General features: G+C 36.0%; 18 protein-coding genes. 9 read left to right on the top strand and 9 right to left on the bottom strand.

Going from position 1 to position 16,504, the window contains the following annotated elements; translation table 11 throughout:
• The first annotated feature begins 23 nt into the window (after positions 1 to 23).
• Positions 24 to 1,499, top strand: a complete 1,476-nt coding sequence (gene proS / locus MYP_RS06620) for a proline--tRNA ligase (protein ID WP_045460235.1) — start codon at positions 24 to 26, stop codon at positions 1,497 to 1,499.
• A gap of 22 nt (positions 1,500 to 1,521) precedes the next feature.
• On the opposite strand, the gene MYP_RS06625 is transcribed toward proS, so the two are convergent.
• Entirely contained in the window at positions 1,522 to 2,037 is a 516-nt protein-coding gene (locus MYP_RS06625) for a hypothetical protein (protein ID WP_045460239.1), read from the bottom strand.
• Positions 2,038 to 2,224: 187 nt separating this feature from the next.
• On the opposite strand from MYP_RS06625, the gene panB reads away from it, so the two are divergent.
• The 3 genes from panB to MYP_RS06640 are packed head-to-tail and all read left to right on the top strand — an operon-like array spanning position 2,225 to position 4,149.
• Positions 2,225 to 3,043, top strand: coding sequence for a 3-methyl-2-oxobutanoate hydroxymethyltransferase (gene panB / locus MYP_RS06630; protein WP_045460243.1), 819 nt, complete (start codon positions 2,225 to 2,227; stop codon positions 3,041 to 3,043).
• A gap of 50 nt (positions 3,044 to 3,093) precedes the next feature.
• Positions 3,094 to 3,786, top strand: coding sequence for an RluA family pseudouridine synthase (locus MYP_RS06635; protein WP_045460247.1), 693 nt, complete (start codon positions 3,094 to 3,096; stop codon positions 3,784 to 3,786).
• Between the two features lie 57 nt (positions 3,787 to 3,843).
• Positions 3,844 to 4,149 (top strand): DUF6787 family protein, encoded by a 306-nt coding sequence (locus MYP_RS06640; RefSeq protein WP_045460250.1) that lies wholly within the window; start codon positions 3,844 to 3,846, stop codon positions 4,147 to 4,149.
• Between the two features lie 143 nt (positions 4,150 to 4,292).
• Here MYP_RS06640 and MYP_RS06645 read toward each other — a convergent pair whose 3' ends face one another.
• The 4 genes from MYP_RS06645 to MYP_RS06660 form a co-directional block, all read right to left on the bottom strand.
• A complete protein-coding gene (locus tag MYP_RS06645; protein WP_045460254.1) occupies positions 4,293 to 5,201 on the bottom strand; it encodes a bestrophin family protein in 909 nt (302 codons plus the stop codon).
• 18 nt (positions 5,202 to 5,219) lie between these two features.
• Positions 5,220 to 5,924, bottom strand: coding sequence for a universal stress protein (locus tag MYP_RS06650; RefSeq protein ID WP_045460258.1), 705 nt, complete (start codon positions 5,922 to 5,924; stop codon positions 5,220 to 5,222).
• Between the two features lie 199 nt (positions 5,925 to 6,123).
• On the bottom strand, positions 6,124 to 7,500 hold the full coding sequence (locus MYP_RS06655) for a sensor histidine kinase (protein ID WP_045460262.1): 1,377 nt from the start codon (positions 7,498 to 7,500) through the stop codon (positions 6,124 to 6,126).
• A gap of 1 nt (position 7,501) precedes the next feature.
• Positions 7,502 to 8,182: a response regulator transcription factor gene (locus MYP_RS06660; RefSeq protein ID WP_045460265.1), complete on the bottom strand. Its 681-nt coding sequence runs from the start codon at positions 8,180 to 8,182 to the stop codon at positions 7,502 to 7,504.
• A 295-nt stretch (positions 8,183 to 8,477) separates the two neighbouring features.
• Here MYP_RS06660 and MYP_RS06665 point away from each other — a divergent pair, with 295 nt between their 5' ends.
• From MYP_RS06665 to MYP_RS06685, 5 genes are all read left to right on the top strand, one after another.
• Positions 8,478 to 9,824 (top strand): ATP-binding protein, encoded by a 1,347-nt coding sequence (locus MYP_RS06665; protein ID WP_045460269.1) that lies wholly within the window; start codon positions 8,478 to 8,480, stop codon positions 9,822 to 9,824.
• A 27-nt stretch (positions 9,825 to 9,851) separates the two neighbouring features.
• Complete coding sequence (locus MYP_RS24805; RefSeq protein ID WP_052429995.1) at positions 9,852 to 11,657, top strand: eCIS core domain-containing protein; 1,806 nt, start codon at positions 9,852 to 9,854, stop codon at positions 11,655 to 11,657.
• A 20-nt stretch (positions 11,658 to 11,677) separates the two neighbouring features.
• Positions 11,678 to 12,133 carry a DUF1801 domain-containing protein gene (locus MYP_RS06675; protein ID WP_045460272.1) on the top strand — a complete coding sequence of 152 codons (456 nt, stop codon included), beginning with the start codon at positions 11,678 to 11,680 and terminating at the stop codon, positions 12,131 to 12,133.
• Between the two features lie 65 nt (positions 12,134 to 12,198).
• Positions 12,199 to 12,429, top strand: a complete 231-nt coding sequence (locus MYP_RS06680) for a hypothetical protein (RefSeq protein WP_045460275.1) — start codon at positions 12,199 to 12,201, stop codon at positions 12,427 to 12,429.
• Positions 12,430 to 12,437: 8 nt separating this feature from the next.
• Positions 12,438 to 12,902 carry a hypothetical protein gene (locus MYP_RS06685; RefSeq protein WP_045460279.1) on the top strand — a complete coding sequence of 155 codons (465 nt, stop codon included), beginning with the start codon at positions 12,438 to 12,440 and terminating at the stop codon, positions 12,900 to 12,902.
• A 40-nt stretch (positions 12,903 to 12,942) separates the two neighbouring features.
• Here the strand turns inward: MYP_RS06685 and MYP_RS06690 are convergent, their stop codons facing one another.
• The 4 genes from MYP_RS06690 to MYP_RS06705 are packed head-to-tail and all read right to left on the bottom strand — an operon-like array spanning position 12,943 to position 16,390.
• A complete protein-coding gene (locus MYP_RS06690) occupies positions 12,943 to 13,992 on the bottom strand; it encodes a Rieske 2Fe-2S domain-containing protein (RefSeq protein WP_045460283.1) in 1,050 nt (349 codons plus the stop codon).
• Between the two features lie 11 nt (positions 13,993 to 14,003).
• Positions 14,004 to 14,891 carry a class I SAM-dependent methyltransferase gene (locus MYP_RS06695; protein ID WP_045460287.1) on the bottom strand — a complete coding sequence of 296 codons (888 nt, stop codon included), beginning with the start codon at positions 14,889 to 14,891 and terminating at the stop codon, positions 14,004 to 14,006.
• On the bottom strand, positions 14,884 to 15,465 hold the full coding sequence (locus MYP_RS06700) for an FcoT family thioesterase (RefSeq protein WP_197060022.1): 582 nt from the start codon (positions 15,463 to 15,465) through the stop codon (positions 14,884 to 14,886). The genes MYP_RS06695 and MYP_RS06700 overlap by 8 nt, the downstream gene beginning before the upstream one ends.
• A 7-nt stretch (positions 15,466 to 15,472) precedes the next feature.
• Complete coding sequence (locus MYP_RS06705) at positions 15,473 to 16,390, bottom strand: TauD/TfdA dioxygenase family protein (RefSeq protein WP_045460291.1); 918 nt, start codon at positions 16,388 to 16,390, stop codon at positions 15,473 to 15,475.
• Positions 16,391 to 16,504 lie beyond the last annotated feature (114 nt).

The raw sequence follows: 16,504 nt of genomic DNA on the forward strand, positions 1-16,504 counted from the left end.
GTATACCAAAATAAATAAAAATAATGAGCAAAGGATTGCCAAAAAGAAGTGAAGATTATTCTGCATGGTATAATGAACTGGTAAAAAGAGCGGATCTGGCTGAAAATTCGGCGGTTAGAGGTTGTATGGTTATTAAACCCTATGGTTTTTCCATTTGGGAAAAAATGCAGTCGGTTTTAGATAAAATGTTTAAAGATACAGGACATTCCAATGCCTATTTTCCTCTTTTTATCCCCAAATCTTATTTAAGCAAAGAAGCAAGTCACGTCGAGGGTTTTGCAAAGGAATGTGCAGTAGTAACGCACTACAGATTAAAAAATTCTCCGGATGGAAAAGGTGTAATTGTAGATCCGGAAGCAAAACTTGAAGAAGAACTTATAGTAAGGCCTACTTCAGAAACCGTAATCTGGAGTACATATAAAAACTGGATTCAGTCATATAGAGATCTTCCATTGCTTGTAAATCAATGGGCTAATGTGGTTCGCTGGGAAATGAGAACCCGGTTGTTTCTGCGTACTGCAGAATTTCTGTGGCAGGAAGGTCACACTGCACATTCTACCTCTCAGGAAGCAATCAGAGAGACCGAACAAATGCTTGAAATATATGGAAATTTTGCTGAGCAATTTATGGCAATGCCTGTTGTAAAAGGTAAAAAGACAGCAAATGAGCGTTTTGCAGGAGCGGAAGATACATACTGTATTGAGGCTCTAATGCAGGATGGAAAAGCTTTACAGGCAGGAACTTCGCATTTTCTTGGGCAAAATTTTGCCAAAGCTTTTGATGTAAAATTTGCAAACCAGGCAGGTCAATTGGATTTTGTCTGGGGAACATCCTGGGGAGTGAGTACCAGATTAATGGGAGCACTTATTATGGCTCATTCAGATGATGAAGGCCTGGTTTTACCTCCGGCCCTGGCTCCGATTCAGGTGGTAATTGTACCTATTTTCAAAGGAAAAGAACAACTAGAACTAATAAGGGAAAAAGCTGATGTTATCAGGAAACAACTTCTTGCAAAGGGAATTTCAGTGAAGTTTGATGACAGAGATACCCAGACTCCTGGTTTTAAATTTGCTGAATATGAGCTTAAAGGAGTGCCTGTTCGTCTGGCACTTGGTGCACGAGACCTAGAAAATGGAACAATTGAAATTGCACGTAGAGATACAAAAGAGAAAAAATCTTTTAAAATTGAGGAAGCCGTTACGCAAGTAGAATCCTTATTAACGGATATTCAGCAGAATATTTTTAATAAAGCTTTGAAGTTCAGGGAAGAAAATACCACAAAAGTTGATTCTTTTGATGAATTCGTAAAAATTCTGGATACTAAAGGTGGATTTATTTTAGCCCACTGGGATGGTACTTCTGAAACTGAGGAGAAAATTAAAGAAGAAACAAAAGCCACTATCCGATGCATACCTCTTGATGCCAAAGAGGAACCTGGTAAATGTATTTATACAGGCAAGCCTAGTACAAAGAGAGTGGTATTTGCCAGAGCATACTAAACAATTTAAAAGATTGTCCCAATTATTGCTTGGGACAGTCTTTTCTCACTGTAAGACATTGTTCCACTCTAATTCCTTGAAAAATAAACCATTTTTCTTTTATTTTAATGGCATCATAGGATAATTTCATTGTTTTTCCATTCATATCCTGAACTGCCATAAATACAGTATAATTATAGTCATTTTTTTTCATCTCCTGCTGATCTACCAACTCTGTCTGCGACCAGTTTAATTGATGATCAATTCCTGCTTCCTCTACAATTTCAAAATTTTCTTTGGTTTGATTTTTAAAGGTTTCAGGATCAATTTCGTCATAGATGTACTTATCTTTTTGAGAAGCGTGTTTTTTAAGATAAATAAGTTCATTTTCTTCTGGAATATATGACGAAAGTAGATCAAAACTATTCATTTTAAGAGCGCTGGCTATAGCTCCTGTAATCTCCTTACGCTTTAAAGCTCCTCTTTTTTCAATATCAACTTCATCATCCACGAGATTGATTGAAAAAAAGATTAATAGAATAGGTATAGTTTTTAGCATGTTTTTTTACATATATCAATACAACCCTGGATAAAAACCAATAGTTATTTGGGTTATAATACCTCCTGTAAGTCACAGATTTCAATAATAGGAAAGGGAATAAAATTGGCCTATTTGGATTAATTACATACCTTTAAGGAAATTATCAATTTAAATAACCGTTTTTACAGAGCATTATTAAAGTCAGATGTCTGTTCACAAATCAGAAATTAGAAAAGTAACTACCCACCAGTTACAGGAAATGAAGAATCGTAAAGAGAAGATCTCCATGCTTACTGCTTACGATTATTCAATGGCAAAAATTCTGGACACAGCTGGTGTTGATGTTCTGCTTGTTGGAGACTCTGCTTCGAATGTGATAGCAGGACACGAGACTACCTTGCCAATAACTCTTGATCAGATGATTTACCATGCGAGTTCTGTGATAAGGGCGGTAAGCAGGGCTTTGGTCGTAGTGGATCTTCCTTTCGGATCTTATCAGGGAAACTCTTCTGAAGCTTTAAGATCTGCCATCAGGATCATGAAGGAGTCAGGGGCCCACTCAGTAAAGATTGAAGGCGGTATAGAAATAAAAGAAAGTATTCTAAGAATATTAAGCGCTGGTGTACCAGTTATGGGGCATCTCGGACTCACTCCTCAGAGTATTTATAAATTCGGAACATACACAGTAAGAGCAAGAGAAGAGGCGGAAGCTAAGAAACTTATTGAAGATGCCAGACTTTTAGAAGATTGTGGGTGTTTTGCTATTGTACTGGAAAAGATTCCTGCAGAATTAGCAAAAACAGTTGCCGAAGAGCTAACTATTCCTGTGATTGGTATTGGAGCCGGTCCATTTGTTGATGGACAAGTACTTGTTACTCATGATATGCTTGGAATTACCAAAGAGTTTAAACCAAGGTTTTTGAGAAGATATGCGGAGCTTGATAATATCATTACCAATGCTGTTGAAGAGTATATTAAAGATGTAAAGTCTGTGGACTTTCCCGGACAAGATGAATATTATTAAATTTATTATTATCAGTCAGACTATTTGACCTGACTTTAAGGCTTACCAAAGTGGATTTCTCAGATAAATTTGAGGTTGTCTTCGAGGACAATCATCTTATTATAGTTAATAAAAGAAGCGGCATTCTGGTGCAGGGTGATGAGACTGGAGATAAGGCATTACCTGATTATATCAAAGATTACTTAAGGATTAAATACAATAAGCCGGGAAATATTTTTGCCGGTGTTGTACATAGACTTGACAGACCTGTAAGTGGGCTCGTCGTCATTGCCAAAACTTCCAAAGCTTTGGAAAGGATGAATGAGATCTTCAGAGAAAGAAAGGTTGAAAAAGTATATTGGGCCATTGTTGGAAATAAGCCTCCGGATCTTTCAGGAAAGCTGGTTCACTGGATGAAGAAAGATGGTAAAATTAATGTATCCAAAACCTATGATAATCAGATAAAGGATAGTTTACGAGCAGAACTGGACTATCAGATGGTTGGTAAATCGGGGGAGTCATATTTGCTTGAGGTGAGTCCTCATACAGGCAGACATCATCAAATAAGGGCTCAATTGTCATCTATGGGATGTCCGATTAAAGGCGACGTGAAATATGGATTTTCTGAAAAAAATGCTGATCACAGTATTTGTCTTCATGCCAGGAGATTAAAATTTATTCACCCAGTAAAAAAGGAACCCATTGAACTTATTGCCAATTTGCCGGGTTCGGGAGCTTGGGGGAAGTTTAGAATGTTTGAATAACTTCAGAATTTATTCATAATTGATAATTAATTTTCAGTTAAATAAAATTATAAAAGAATGAGCTTTTGGTTAAGATTGAAAGATAAGTGGGGGATAAGGAACAATTGGCAGATGGCGATTATTTTTATCGTTTTTGCAATAACAGGAATGTCAGCCGTTGAGGTCAGAAAGATTTTATTTCCATTGATAGGAGTAGTAGAGGATACTCCCTTTTATGTGAAGTTCCTTCTCTGGTTATTTGTGATCTTCCCATTTTATTATGTTTTTCTATTAACATATGGATTTATTTTTGGCCAGTTTCCATTCTTTTGGGCAATGACAAAAAAGACATTCGGAAGGTTTGGAAAGCCTTTTAAAAGGTAAAAAGTTATATCATAAAATATAACTTAAATACAAAGGGGAAGAAATTCCCCTTTGCTATTTAAGCACCCCTATAAAGCTATTTTACTCCGGAACTTCTGATAGCCTGAAGTCCGGAGTAAAAATAACCACACTTAATAAGATTATTATAATACATAGTAAGATTCTATGTGAGCTTTTGTGGTAGTTGCATCTTCACTAAGTATTTGCATAAGATTTTTTTCAATAGTATTTGCTAAAGCGGTTACAGGTATATCTGTTGGTCTGTTTTCAAAAGGATCCTGTAAATGAATAGCCATTTTCTCAACGAGTAACAATGCTGAAGTAATAGCAATCATCAATGGAATTTCGAACAAGCCAAAGTAGCTGGTAAGCGCAAATGGAAACAACATAATGAATATCCACAGGGTAAAGTTTATGTACATACTATAAGTAGTAGGAAAAATAGTATTTTTTATTCTTTCGCATTTACCCATAGAGTCGCATAGGTTGGTTATAATATGTTCTATTTTTACCTGTTGATATGCATTGATCCAGCCTTTTTCCAATGCAAGATTTATATCCTGACTATGGAGATACAGTAGTGCGTTCGGCTTATTATCATGTTTGGAAACATATTCCAGTTCCTGCTCTGAAAGAAAAGGTTTTATTCTGCTAAGGCTTACTTGATTGCGCAGAGAGTCTCCCAGACAGTAACACCAGGCGATATGGCGTTTGATAAACTTTTCTTTGAAGGAGTGTTTTTCGACAGAGAAGTCAGGGTCGTTTATAAAAGAAGATACAAGTCTGGAAAGTGTCCTTGAATCATTCACGATTGCTCCCCAAATAACTCTTGCTTCCCACCATCTGTCATATGCCTGGTTGGATCTAAAGGCAAGGAGTAAAGAAATTATGGTACCTAATATTGTAGGTACACCGGTAGAGACCGATATGTTTTCCAGATGTAATGAAGAATCAAGGTAACCAATAACAGATGCATAGATAACTATAAAGACAAGTTCATATTTGATCTTGCCCAATACATATTTTATGGGAATATTTTTCTTTAATAGCATAGGTTTATCTTAAGCATTTTAATAATAATTGACTCTTAATAAAGGAATACCTATTTCGAATTGAAAGTTTGCAGATGTACTTTTCTTGAGTAATGATTTTTTTCTTTTTGAATTCATCTCAATCAATAAATTAACCTGCATTTCTTTTAACACTGAAGCTGCCTTGGAAACAGGAACTGATTTATCATTAATGTTCACCAAGCTATCAGACTCGTTAAATATAAAAAGCCGTCGTGAGGGCAATATGTTCTGAAGATCCGAAGGTATTGCTTTATAACCTTTGGGAATGATAATCCCGACAGAAGGATTCGTGTTAATTTTACATCCCTGAGGAATATGTATGACTGGTGCATTACTTTTCTTTAATATATCAAACAATTCCCGGTCTGTGGAGTGCCTGTCAGATAATACAGAAAATTGTATACCATATTCATTAATTATATGATTAAGTATAGCTTCAGAGATACCATATTGACAGTGAATGTGAATATGCATATCAGATCTATTTGCTTCTGCCTTTATCTTATCTAATTCTTTTTGAAAATCACTGCCTCGGTAATCTTTGTATTTAGGCAGAAATAATGTTTCAATGATTGAGTTTGGAAGTGGTACTGAATAAAATAAGATAATCTTTAAAGAACCGGAATTAACCAATGCTTTAAGATTTTTAATTGTTGTAAATGTTTCTTCCGAGAAATCTGTTGGAATCAGAAATGTTAGCATATCTGCTCTGTTTCCTTACAAAAGTAGACTACGGAAATTAAAATGAGTTGAGACAGTTATAAAAATGTGATTAGTAATTTCCGGAAAAAAGTTAACTCTTCTTCTTTAAATCCCCGCATATTCTAGCAGTTTTATTAATCAACGAAGTTTGGATTAAAATAAAATTAGAAGAATGTTAAAGTGAATTAATATTTAATTACTATTCACTTAGCTCTTCCCGGTTAAAGTATATACTTATTTTTGTTCCGATATCTTTTTCGGAGTTGATGGAAATTTTTCCATGATGCAGACGGATAATCTTTAGTGATAGCGGAAGACCTATGCCATGCCCGGCAAAGTTGGTTGTATTGCTGCCTCGGTAAAAGGGCTCAAATACATGAGTAATGTCTTCAGCAGGTATTCCTATTCCAGAGTCAGTAACGCTTATTTCAAGAAGTTTTTCGTTAGCAAATAGCTTTACAGTTACCATTTGATTTTCGGAATATTTAATGGCATTGTGAATGATATTGATAATAGCAAGTTTCATCCACATTCTGTTTACAGAAAGAGATATCCACTCAATTTTTTCAGGTATTTCAGAAAATTCAATACTGACCTGGTTGTCTGGTATTCTTCTGGTAATATCTGCTTTTATTGCAAGTAAGAGTTCATCCATCTGAACCTTTTCAGTAATCAGTTTTTTTCCGTCAAAGCCAAGCTGAGACATTTTTAATAAACTCGTAATGAGTTGGTCCAGTTTATTCGCCTCCGATGCGATTGTATGTAACGACTGGATATATTCTTCCGTACTTCTCGGCCTTTTCAGGATGATTTCAGATTCACCCAGTATCGTAGTCAGAGGGGTTCTCAATTCATGAGAAGCATTGCTTACAAAATGACTTTGCATTTCAAAAGAAGCTTCCAGCCTGTCCAGCATATTGTTGAAAATATTTGCCAGATGAGATAACTCATCCTTGCCATTTCCTGGCTTTAGCCTGAGGTGAAGATTAGATGCACGTATCTGGTCAACTTCTTTTACAATTCTGGTAATGGGTTTTAAAATTTGAGTTGAAAATAATATGGCAGCCACGAGTATAATTACACAACATGCAATGAACCCGACAATAAGCAGATTTCTCAGAGATGACAATAACTCATTTCCCTCCTGATCAATGGCAGTAAGTATTACGACATAACTAGGATACTCATTTTTATAATATACACCAACATAAAAATCATCTCCGTCTTTATATTCAGCATATCCCGTCATTAAGATTTCATCAAGAAATGCTGAAGGCAAAACATTTAAAATACTTCCTTTAGATTTGGAGTATATTGTATCTTTTTTAATTAAATATTCTTTTTCGCCTGTTAAAGGTACAAGATGTTTTTTCCGGACTTCTTCATATACTGGTTTAGCATTTAAATCTTCCTCCATGTGATTGTGGGCAGCTATAGAAGCCCTGGCCTTTAGTCTGGTAAAAAAATTTTTGGTAGCGAAATGAGAGGTAAATAAGAAGATAAAAATGCTTAACAACAATAAGGTTGCTGCAGTTAAAGAAATATAAAGAATAATAATTTTACTACGTATTGTCATTTCAGTCGTCTTTTCTCATAACGTAGCCCATGCCTACTACAGTATGTATTAGTTTTTCTTCAAAACCTTTATCTATTTTTTTTCTGAGATAGTTAATGTAAACATCCACCACATTCGTGTTCATGTCAAAATTGATATCCCATACATTTTCAAGTATGCTTACCCTTGATAAAACTCTACCCTGATTAATCATGAGATATTCCAGAAGCTTGAATTCTGTGGCAGTGAGTGTTATTTTTTCGTCTCCTCTTTTGACAGTTTTATTAGAGGTGTTTATTTCCAGATTGGAAAACTTTAAAATAAAATTTTTGGGATTATTTTTCTGTGTTCTTCTTTTAATAGCTTCTATACGTGCTAGTAGTTCAGAAAATTTGAAAGGTTTTATCATATAATCATCAGCACCAGCATTCAGACCGGATACAACGTTTTCGGTCGTGCCAAGTGCTGTTAGCATAATGATAGGGACATCGGTATTATCCTCTCTTATTCGTCTGCAAATTTCCATGCCATTGATGCCAGGAAGCATCAGATCCAATATTACAAGGTCAAATGTATGATCAGTCATCATCTGAAGACCGGTAGCACCATCCATAGCTATGCTTGCGGAATGTCCTTCTTCCTGGAAGCCCCTCATAATAAAAGAAGCGACATTTACTTCATCTTCAATGATAAGAATTTTCATTTTTTTTTATAAATCTAAATTCAAATATACTTACCGTTTTATTTTAATTTTTAGTATGAAGAAAATTTCCTGATGTTTTTATGAGTTTTTACCTAAAAAACTTGAGGTTTTAAGGGCAGATTAGTTAGGTAGTGTATTGATTTTTAGTAATTTTTTAAGAGTTTTGAATTATGTTTTTTCAACAGAAACTTTTTTATGATAGTTTGAAATAATTAAATAAGTTTTATTTTTACCTCATACAATTCTATTAAAAGAGTCTCCCGCTCTTTCCCTTGAACTTAATAATACCAGGAAAATGACAATGCAAACCGAGGTCATTCAGCGGACATATGCTGCTTTAAATATGGATATCTCCTGGCTGGAATCTGTTCTTGATCTGAGAATTTCATTCCAGGTTTTTGAAGGAGATCTGCTCTCTCTTGTACCCGCACCTAGCGTGGTAAATGAAGATATCTATGGTTCTATTATTGAAAAATGTAAACTCTCGCCAGCAGAAAGACTGATCCTTGTCCTTAGCCTTAGTCCATTTCTGAAACCGGAGCTTAGCAATAGGTTTCTTACTGTAAAGAATCAGATGGAAATGATTCCGTCGGAAATAGGCGGTGCTTTGGGAAAGTCTTACAGAGGCTTTATTCCTACTATACAAACAGCTCTCTATCTGCTTGCTGGAAGACAGGGGAATGTGCTCGATTGGTTGTATTTATTTAATCCGGAAGAGAAGCTAAATGCATTTCATCTTATATCTCTGCATTTAACTCAGCCTGATGAACCATTCACAAGTCAGTTGCTTAATCCTTCAAAAGAAGTTATGGATTGCCTGATTAATGGAAAGGCGCTTGAACCCCATTTTTCTCCAGATTTTCCTGCACAGAAAATATCGACTTCACTGGAATGGGAGGATCTTGTGCTAAATAAGGAAACAATGGATCAGGTAGAAGACATCCTTGATTGGGTTCGTTTTGAAAAACAGTTGTTAAGTAATAAAGACTATACGCGGAAAACAATGCCAGGCTATAGAGCATTATTTGCAGGGCCTCCAGGAACAGGGAAAACATTAACAGCATCCTTAATAGGAAAGGCTACAGGAAGAGAAACTTATAAGATTGATCTGTCTATGATTGTCTCTAAGTATGTGGGCGAAACGGAAAAAAATCTTTCAAAGATTTTTAGCAGGGCACAAGGACAAAATTGGATTCTTTTTTTTGATGAAGCTGATGCATTATTTGGTAAAAGGTCAGAGACGAAAGATGCACATGACAGATATGCTAATCAGGAAGTAGCTTACCTGCTTCAGCGTGTGGAACAGTATGATGGGTTGGTGATACTTGCCAGCAATTACAAAAAGAATATAGATCAGGCTTTTTATAGAAGACTTCAGTCCATTGTAAATTTTCCCCTGCCAGATTATTCTGAGAGGTTATTGCTATGGGAAAAATCAAAGCCGGAAGGTTTTGTTTATGATGAAGATGTGGACCTGTCTAATCTGGCTGAACGATACAAAATTTGTGGCGGCTCCGTTACGAATGTATTGCGTCACTGCTGTCTTAAGGCAGTTTCCAGAAATTCAGATAAAATAAAAGCTGGAGATTTAATGACTGGAATTAACAGAGAATTTGCCAAAGAGGGAAAAACTGGTGTTTAACATTTGTAAGAATTAGTTCTGCTAAGTATGACTTCAAATTCAGAAAGAGTTCAGAAAGAATCCTCTATACAAAGAAGGAGTAGCCAAAATTCCCATAGTACATCCAGTGCTCGGCAATATGGCAAGGTATCTGGCCTGTTTGGTCAAGGTGAAGTAAGCGGATATGGTGATGCAGTGTTGCAGTCTATGCAGACGAAAGAAACCGATGTTAGTTATGGTTCAATCCACAACCCTATTCAACAAAAGGAAGAAGAAAATCCACTCCAAAAGAAAGAGGAAAAAGGAGCGTCTGGGTTTAGTGATGAAGGTAATTCAGCAAAAAAATCAGGAGGCTTGCCAGAAGGGTTAAAGAGCGGAATAGAATCTTTGTCTGGGATCTCTATGGATGACGTTCAGGTGCATTATAATTCGCAAAAACCTGCAAGTGTCAATGCGCTTGCCTATGCTCAGGGGACAGATATCCATTTGGGGACAGGTCAGGAGAAACATCTTCCTCATGAAGCTTGGCATGTGGTGCAGCAAAAGCAGGGCAGGGTGAAGCCAACGATGCAGATGAAAGGCGCTGTTAATATCAATGATGATGAAGGGTTGGAAAGAGAAGCTGATGAAATGGGAGAAAGGGCAGTGCAAAGAAAGGCATCGGGCAGTAATAATAAAGTTTCCAAAAGTAGTTCAGCATTCAATGTAATGCAAAGACGAATTGGTTTTGAAATTGAAACAGGGATACCTATCACACGTAGAATTCCTAATCCGGACCCTTTAACAGTGGGCATTCACCCACATCTATACAGAGATGCGCATCCGCAAACAATGGCTCAGAATTTAAGACAGGGAACATTAACAATTTCAGCAGATCATTCAGGAGCACATGCGCAAACGATACTGGAGCCATTTAATCAATGGTCTATTATAGAAGCTGTAACAGATCCGATAGATGACAGTCTGACACCTAGCCAATTCGATGCTATTGCTACGGTATGGTTGTCAAGAATTATAAACATAAAACAGCTTGCGCAGCAGGGGCCACCTGCACAGCAGCTATTAGGAACAAACTATTATGTGGGCCTTCCTTCAGCTCAGAATTATGCAAACTGGGATCGTATAGCTCCTCAGGTTACAGTTGGTGTTCCTCTTGATCAGGCTGCGAAACTCATAAGCGCATTCCCCTTAAGTGGTACGGCAAGTACATATAATGCAACAAAATTGGCCAAAGAGTCTCCGGCTAAAGCCCTTAAAGTAATGCAGGGACTTATTGGTGCTATACCACCAGGTTCACAAAATGGAGTTCCTGAACTAAAAGGTTTGGTAACATTGATGATGAACTACCTTACTGCCGGTAATGATAACGACATTGCCAAAGTGATTTATATGAAAAACAGACCTGCAAATGTTTTTTATAAAAGTAAACTCTCTGATGTCAGAAACAATCTGCTTACAACTACTTATGGAAATCTGATACTTAATGATGCCAATAACAGGGCTGCATTAAGAACATTATTATTGCTGGAATCCGGAAGAACTTCAGGAGACTCATTATTCAAAGCGGATCCGAGTCCGGTCAATCCACAGGGCATTGCGTCAACGGTAACTGTTCATCAGTGGATTACAGAAGTATTATCAGGTGTAGATGACAGAATTTTTGATGAAATGAAGAACCCATGGGCAAATCCAATAGCCCCAGATGCAAATGATGAGGTGGTGATTGAATTGAGAAAATTAGGTTATGATCTTACTCATTCTAATTTTACACTGGAAGATTTTAACGGAGGTTTGCTTCAATATATGAAAAAAGTATACCTTGCTAATAAGCGGCTGAAAAATCATGAAGTCTAAAATTTTCCTTTAAAAGTTTTATGATAAAAGATAAAGGAGTACAACAATATTTCAATTCATTGCCAGAAGATAGAAAGGTAGCAATGACAGAGCTTAGGGATGTTATTGTAAATAATCTTCCCGAAGGTTTTGAAGAGGTAATAAGTTATGGCATGCCCGGATATGTAGTTCCGCATTCTTTGTTTCCACAAGGGTACCATTGTGATCCTAAATTACCACTGCCCTTTATTAGTATTGCTTCTCAGAAAAATTTTATTGCCCTTTATCACATGGGTATTTATGCTGATAATACTTTGTTGAAATGGTTTGTCGATGAATATGAAAAATTGGGCAAAACAAAGCTGGATATGGGTAAAAGTTGTATAAGGTTCAAAAAGATAGATCAGATCCCTTTTAAGTTAATTGGAGAACTTGTATCTAAAATGACTCCGCAGTCTTGGATAGCGCTTTATAAGAAACAGCTAAGGCCGTCATGAAAGGATTTTAAGCGCAAAGTAATGTAATTTAATAATTGTAATTAGTTAGTAATTTTGATAAAGACATGGGATTTGAGTATTTTATTCACGTCGATCTTTCAGACGGTAATAAGGAAGAGCTAAGGCAACTGGTGGATTTTGAATCAGATGATGAAACCTGGGGAGATGTAATTGAGGTGGAAGAATCGGGTATTTATGTATGTAAAAGTATTAAACGAGAAGTTTGGGAAGGACTTGAAGAGCTTAAGTCGTATCTTGATAGAAATAAGCTAGTTTATAGTATTGAAGAATTGTAGTTTTGATCATGTACCAGATAATATTTTCATTTCATTCAATAATAAGATGGTTATTGGTATTGGGGCTTATAGGTACCATCATGGTTTTTGCAACCAATAGAAATAATGAAAAGCCTGCTTTTAAGTTAGGTGATATATTTAAATCAACAACAGTTTCCTTTGCTCATATCCAGCTTATTCTTGGTTATTATCTTTATTTTGAAAGCCCAATGGTAAAATATTTCAGAGCTAATATAAAAGAAGGCCTGGCTATACCTGAAATGACTTTTTTTGGTTTATATCATGTGATAATGATGACAATCGCGGTGTTCGTATTAACAATAGGATCTTCTATTATAAAAAGAACCCAGACATATGAGCTAAAAAGAAAATATGTATTGATCTATTTCGGAATAGTGATACTCATAATATTTCTTGCTGTACCATGGCCATTTTCTCCTTTTATATCAAGGCCATATTATAGAAGCTTCTGATATGAAGCCAAGAGTATTAGGAATAATACTCTTGGCTCTTTTAATGTTCAATTTCTTCTCCAGTTAGCACTTTTTTATCCTGTTTTTGGAAATATATTTTATCCATTAATTTTCGGTTAGGCATAATTTGTTTGTCAAGATAGGTGAGTTTCCAGTTGGTCCCGTCTTCAGGATCTTCAGCAGCATATCTAGCAATACCTGCGTCTGCCCATATTTCAAATTTGGTAATAAGTAGTGTAGATAATTTTAAAACAGGGAAAAGGAGTTTTAACCATTTGTTATTAACTGCCATTTGCACGAATACCTGGATTTTTGATTCATTAGCATTTACAGGGACAAGAAAGCTTGTTATGATAAAAGAGACAGCCCGTTCGGCCTTGGTATCTTTATCAGTCCAATAGTTTCTGTATGATCCATGAAGAGGTTTAAACCTAAACACCCAATCATTATGATAGTGATCACCTTTTTTTATTCCGAAAAATGAACTTAAAAACAACGGCATGTTTCTGTATTTACAATCCAGAAATCCAAAAGTCTGTTCTTCTTCAATTTTAACTTTAAAGTCTACAGTATTCAGTTCATTAAGTCCTGGCCCTATAAAAGTATGCACTTTAAATGCATGTTCAATTTCACCGAAATTATCCAGTGCAACCTTTATTGGTGCATCAAAGTGAGAGGAAAATTTGCCTATCAGTTCATATCCAGGTCTGATAAACTCCGGAAATGCTTCATCTGGTGTGTCTTTATTTGCAATCCATATAAAGCCATATTTATCCCATGTTTTTAAGCTATGTACTTCGCAGGTTTTGTTAGGTACCGAAGGGCTCTGAGCTTTGCCTGAGGCATTGATTCTCCACGCATGATACGCACATACAAGTTCTCCTTTTTTATTTATTTTACCTTTTGATAAAAGGGCACCCCGATGTGGGCAAGCTATGGGAAATGCAACAGGTTTACCGTCGTTGTCCCTGTATAGTACATATTTTTTTTCATTCAATGTAATCTCTTTTATCTTTTTCTTTAATGAAGAAGACTTAAGTACAGGATGAGGAAATTTAAGTATATCTGACTCTTCACAATGTTTTTTCATATGAGATCGATTTATTTGTCTGAAATTCTGGCATGTACCATTCTTACATGTCCTAGTGTCTGGCCAATAATCTTTCCATTTCTGTTTCTCAAATACATATTCTCTTGCTCTTCAGGTCCACAATCAGTTACCACAGACAAGTTTTGTTTGGATAAAAAAGGACTTATTTCATCTGCATTTAGACCGAACAGAAATGGTTCTTTAATTTTTGCCAGCCACTTAGCAATTTCTTTACCTCCATGCGTGCTATGGTCTCCATTTACAAATTTTCTTGTAGCATAGTCAAAAACTATAGAGCTTCCTGCTGCACATTGAGATATAAAGCTAAGTACTCCTACAACGACTTTTTCAGGTAGATAATAAGAAACACCTTCCCACAAAAACAAGGTCCGTTTTTTCTTAGAAAACCCTGCTTCTATGAGACCTTCTTGAAAAGGTCTTTCATTAAAGTCCAATGGAATATAATGAATATTAGAAGGAATTTCTTCTGGAAGATGCACAAGCTTTTTTCTTTTATTTTTCTGTGTTCCCGGGAAGTCGACTTCAAATACTTTTATATTCTTAAGATGTGCTTTGAATCTGATTCCCCTTGTGTCATATCCTGCGCCAAGTATCACCACTTGTTCTATATCTCTGGATATTTCTTTGAGAAGGATTTCATCAAAGAATTTTGTTCTGATGATAGCAAAACAGTAACTTCCAGGAGACATGGCTTCAATGAGCTTTTGAAGAAGCCATTGAGGTTTTATGCTTGTAATAAGACGGTACTTGTATCCAATGAAAAATTTAGCAAGATAATCTTCACACTGGATACAAATATCCTCTTCTTGAGCCGTGGCTGCTCTTAGGGCAGCCACGGTTTCCGCAGAGCGGATTGCATTGCTTTTTTGTTTATTCATGAATTGGATTGAAGGCAAGTACAACAGACCCTTTGCATTTAATACCATCTCCATCGGAGAATGAAACAGTAGTGTAAGCAAAGTGAGCATCATTAGAAGAGATTACTTTATCAATCGATATTTCTCCAAAGAAACCATCGCTGTCAAGTTGTTTTAAAAATTTTCCTTCTATTTTTACTATAAGCATTGAGGAAAGTTGTTGCCTCAGGAAAATGTCATAGTCAAGTTTTATTTTACTTTCCCATATTGGTATCAGCCTTTGAAAGATTCCTTCCTGAAGGCATTTCCCAAACATTACATATGCAAGTTGATTAAAACATATATTGAACTCAACAGCATTGAAATGTCCAGTATCATCTATATAACAGCTTTCAGGAATTGAAAATTTTCCTCTGGCAGTGATCAGACTGGTGGTAGAATTAGGTTCCAGTTTTTCCAGGAAATGAGTAATCTCTGCTTCATACAGGTATTTTGCATGATTTCTGTATGGCTTTAGTATAAGATCAAGAAAGTCAGGGGAGATTTCTATTACAGGTGCCCCACTTTTATAGGTGTTTTTTATTGCAGTTGTCATAGTGGTTTCAGTTTTGTAATGCGTTAACATTTTCATGGAGTAGAGAGGCACACAAAGGAAATGCATCCTTTAAGGTAATTCTGTACATCATCGTTTCTTCTTCTTTCTTTACATCTTCGTGGATGTTTTCAGTGACGGCTTTTTTTCTTCCTGAACAATGAGCGAGAAAGCGATTATCCCATATGATAAGATCACCAAGAGACCAGGTAACTTCTCTGATAAACTGATCTGTTTCTGCAAAGTCAAAAATTTCATTTAATATTCTTTGAGAGTCATCCAGAGATTTATTCTTAATCCCTATTGTAAAGCCTCTTGTACCGTATACAATTTTTTCTTTAGTATATGGATGTTCAAGAATGGCTGGGTGATTGACAGGAGGGGCGTAAAAGTCAATCATTTCAAGCATTTCAGAGATATCTATACCTGCATCTTCCGGACGGATTTTATATTTCCATCTTCCGCTATGGATAAATTCTTCTCCTTCTATTTCCTTGAGAAGCTTCTTGGGAAGTGCTTTGTATACAGCGTTCATGTCAATAAATTTAGTTGTTCTTTTAACCGTTGAAGGAAGTACTTTAGGCAATAACATAGTAAGTACTTTTGGATCCTTCTCAAACGATGTGTCAGAATGCCAGTATCCACCCGTACGAGGTACGCCTATTTGTTTTCCATCTTTTTTTACATTTGATGATACGAAGATCAGCGGAAACTTCGGATGGTGATAGTTCTCTTGAAGATAGGGTATGGGAGTTCCGAATCTAGTAGCAAAGTTACAATAAGCTTCATCGGATATATCCTGATTTTTAAGAATGATAATCCGGTTTTTGTACAACTCATTTTGGAGTGAACTTATTTCAGTATCTGAAAGGTGGTTTACGTCAACGCCGTATATATTACAGCCGATAGCAATTTTTTCTGTTTTCATAAATGTTTTTAATAAGTATTGTTTGAATATTTTAAAGGGTATAGCTTGCCTGGCTCAGGTTCATTTTAACTGAATGAGATACAGAGAAAGCCAAAACGGTACTTTGTTATTATG

It is taken from the genome of Sporocytophaga myxococcoides, assembly GCF_000775915.1.
GTDB classification, from domain to species: Bacteria; Bacteroidota; Bacteroidia; order Cytophagales; family Cytophagaceae; genus Sporocytophaga; species Sporocytophaga myxococcoides_A.

Excerpts from the sequence above, each read along its gene's own strand:
- proS (WP_045460235.1), top strand. The coding sequence starts at position 24 with ATGAGCAAAGGATTGCCAAAAAGAAGTGAAGATTATTCTGCATGGTAT.
- MYP_RS06625 (WP_045460239.1), bottom strand. The coding sequence starts at position 2,037 with ATGCTAAAAACTATACCTATTCTATTAATCTTTTTTTCAATCAATCTC.
- panB (WP_045460243.1), top strand. The coding sequence starts at position 2,225 with ATGTCTGTTCACAAATCAGAAATTAGAAAAGTAACTACCCACCAGTTA.
- MYP_RS06640 (WP_045460250.1), top strand. The coding sequence starts at position 3,844 with ATGAGCTTTTGGTTAAGATTGAAAGATAAGTGGGGGATAAGGAACAAT.
- MYP_RS06645 (WP_045460254.1), bottom strand. The coding sequence starts at position 5,201 with ATGCTATTAAAGAAAAATATTCCCATAAAATATGTATTGGGCAAGATC.
- MYP_RS06650 (WP_045460258.1), bottom strand. The coding sequence starts at position 5,924 with ATGCTAACATTTCTGATTCCAACAGATTTCTCGGAAGAAACATTTACA.
- MYP_RS06655 (WP_045460262.1), bottom strand. The coding sequence starts at position 7,500 with ATGACAATACGTAGTAAAATTATTATTCTTTATATTTCTTTAACTGCA.
- MYP_RS06660 (WP_045460265.1), bottom strand. The coding sequence starts at position 8,182 with ATGAAAATTCTTATCATTGAAGATGAAGTAAATGTCGCTTCTTTTATT.
- MYP_RS06665 (WP_045460269.1), top strand. The coding sequence starts at position 8,478 with ATGACAATGCAAACCGAGGTCATTCAGCGGACATATGCTGCTTTAAAT.
- MYP_RS24805 (WP_052429995.1), top strand. The coding sequence starts at position 9,852 with ATGACTTCAAATTCAGAAAGAGTTCAGAAAGAATCCTCTATACAAAGA.
- MYP_RS06675 (WP_045460272.1), top strand. The coding sequence starts at position 11,678 with ATGATAAAAGATAAAGGAGTACAACAATATTTCAATTCATTGCCAGAA.
- MYP_RS06680 (WP_045460275.1), top strand. The coding sequence starts at position 12,199 with ATGGGATTTGAGTATTTTATTCACGTCGATCTTTCAGACGGTAATAAG.
- MYP_RS06685 (WP_045460279.1), top strand. The coding sequence starts at position 12,438 with ATGTACCAGATAATATTTTCATTTCATTCAATAATAAGATGGTTATTG.
- MYP_RS06690 (WP_045460283.1), bottom strand. The coding sequence starts at position 13,992 with ATGAAAAAACATTGTGAAGAGTCAGATATACTTAAATTTCCTCATCCT.
- MYP_RS06695 (WP_045460287.1), bottom strand. The coding sequence starts at position 14,891 with ATGAATAAACAAAAAAGCAATGCAATCCGCTCTGCGGAAACCGTGGCT.
- MYP_RS06700 (WP_197060022.1), bottom strand. The coding sequence starts at position 15,465 with ATGACAACTGCAATAAAAAACACCTATAAAAGTGGGGCACCTGTAATA.
- MYP_RS06705 (WP_045460291.1), bottom strand. The coding sequence starts at position 16,390 with ATGAAAACAGAAAAAATTGCTATCGGCTGTAATATATACGGCGTTGAC.